Here is a 2127-nt window from a genome sequence, read left to right as displayed (position 1 = left end):
GTGGACGAGCGGCCGGGGCTTTTCCGTCCAAAACGGGCGAAACCCCCTCAGGGCATGCTCAAATATCGCTCAGATGGACACCGCTATCCGGACCGTGCGTGGTACGACTGCTGCTCCCCCACCTCCATGGGTCCCACCCGCGACATCCCATCCAGGACGGTGCAGCATGGCCGAACAGCTCTACGACGAGGTCGTCGACGCAAAGCCGGACGAGGAGGGCTACCACCGGGGCCTGGGCAGCCGCCAGATCCAGATGATCGCGATCGGCGGCGCCATCGGCACCGGCCTCTTCCTCGGTGCGGGCACCGCCATCTCGAAGTCCGGCCCCAGCCTGATCCTGTCCTACGCGGTCGCCGGCGTGGTGATCTTCGCGATCATGCGGGCGCTCGGCGAACTGCTCACCTACCGCCCGGTGGCCGGCAGCTTCGCCGAGTACGCGCGGGAGTTCCTCGGACCCTTCGCCGGCTATGTGACCGGCTGGACGTACTGGCTCTTCTGGGTTGTCACGGGCATGGCGGAAACCACCGCCGCGGCCGTCTACGTGAAGTTCTGGGCCCCCGAGATCCCGCAGTGGCTCTGCGCGCTCTGCTTCCTGGTGCTGCTCTACGGGGCCAACCTGATCTCGGTGAAGATCTTCGGCGAGATCGAGTTCTGGTTCTCCATGGTCAAGGTCACCGCGATCATCGGGATGATCCTGATCGGCATCGGGGTGCTCACCCTCGGGTTCAGCGACGCCGGCGACACCGCCTCGATCACCCACCTCTGGCAGGACGGCGGCTTCTTCCCCAAGGGCATCGGCGCCACCGTGATGACCCTGCAGATCGTCATGTTCGCCTACCTGGGCGTCGAACTCGTCGGCGTCACCGCGGGCGAGAGCGAGAACCCGAAGAAGACCCTCCCGCGCGCCATCAACACCCTGCCGTGGCGGATCGCGCTGTTCTACGTCGGCGCCCTGGTCGTCATCCTCTCGCTGGTGCCGTGGACCGAGTTCCAGCCCGGCGTCAGCCCGTTCGTCGCCGCCTTCGGCAAGATCGGCATCCCCGCCGCGGCCGGCATCATCAACTTCGTGGTGCTCACCGCCGCGCTCTCCTCCTGCAACTCCGGCATGTACTCCACCGGCCGGATGCTGCGCGACCTCGCCCTGCGCGGCCAGGCCCCCGGCCGGCTCACCCGGCTCAACACCCACCGCACCCCGGCCGCCGCGATCACCGTCTCCACGCTGCTGATGGGCGTCGGCGTGGTGCTCAACTACCTCGTCCCGGCCAAGGCGTTCGAGTACATCACCTCGGTCGCCACCGTCTGCGGCCTGTGGACCTGGGCGATGATCCTGATCTGCCAGATCCGCTACCGCCGGGCCTGGAAGGGCGGCCACCTGCCGCCGCCCACCTTCAAGGCCCCCGGCGGCGCCTGGAGCAGCTGGGCCGCGCTGGCCTTCCTCGCGGTGGTGGTCGTGCTGATCGGCCTGGACCCGGGCAACCGGATCTCGCTGTACGTCTTCCCGATCTGGGCCGTGCTGCTGGTCGCCGGCTACCGGGGCCTCGGACGCCGCGCCCCCGAGGCCGTGCACGCGGTCGCCCACGACCACCTGCACGCGCCGGACGGCGATGGCGGCGACCCCCGCTGACCGCGCCTCGGACGCCCCGGCGGGCCGCCGCCGGGGCGTGGCTATCCTGGCGCCATGCTGACCATCACCCGAGAACTGCGCGACGCGATCGTCGCCCACGCCCGCGCCGACCACCCGGACGAGGCCTGCGGCGTGGTCGCCGGGCCGGAAGGCAGCGGCCGCCCCGAGCGGTTCATCCCGATGCTCAACGCCGCCCGCTCGCCCACCTTCTACGAGTTCGACTCGGGCGACCTGCTCAAGCTCTACCGCGAGATGGACGACCGGGACGAGGAGCCGGTGATCGTCTACCACTCGCACACCGCCACCGAGGCCTACCCCTCGCGCACCGACGTGAGCTACGCATCCGAGCCGAACGCCCACTACGTCCTGGTCTCGACCGCCGACGGCAACGACCCCGGCGACCCGTACCAGTTCCGCTCGTTCCGCATCGTGGACGGCGTGATCACGGAGGAAGACGTCCAGGTCGTCGAGGCCTACCCGGCCTGACCCGCACCCACCTGGGC

Annotated in this window: 2 protein-coding genes; both read left to right on the top strand. The window is 69.7% G+C overall.

What is annotated here, in order from left to right; genetic code table 11:
* Nucleotides 1–166: 166 nt before the first annotated feature.
* Complete coding sequence (locus ACFU74_RS37105) at nucleotides 167–1624, top strand: amino acid permease (RefSeq protein WP_380764548.1); 1458 nt, start codon at nucleotides 167–169, stop codon at nucleotides 1622–1624.
* Between the two features lie 54 nt (nucleotides 1625–1678).
* Nucleotides 1679–2110 (top strand): Mov34/MPN/PAD-1 family protein, encoded by a 432-nt coding sequence (locus tag ACFU74_RS37100; RefSeq protein WP_380764547.1) that lies wholly within the window; start codon nucleotides 1679–1681, stop codon nucleotides 2108–2110.
* Nucleotides 2111–2127: the final 17 nt, after the last annotated feature.

Origin of the sequence: Kitasatospora sp. NPDC057500 (assembly GCF_042802195.1) — a bacterium.
Classification (GTDB): domain Bacteria; phylum Actinomycetota; class Actinomycetes; order Streptomycetales; family Streptomycetaceae; genus Kitasatospora.
Note: the sequence above shows the minus strand (reverse complement) of the source record. Positions and strands in the feature narration are given on the sequence as shown.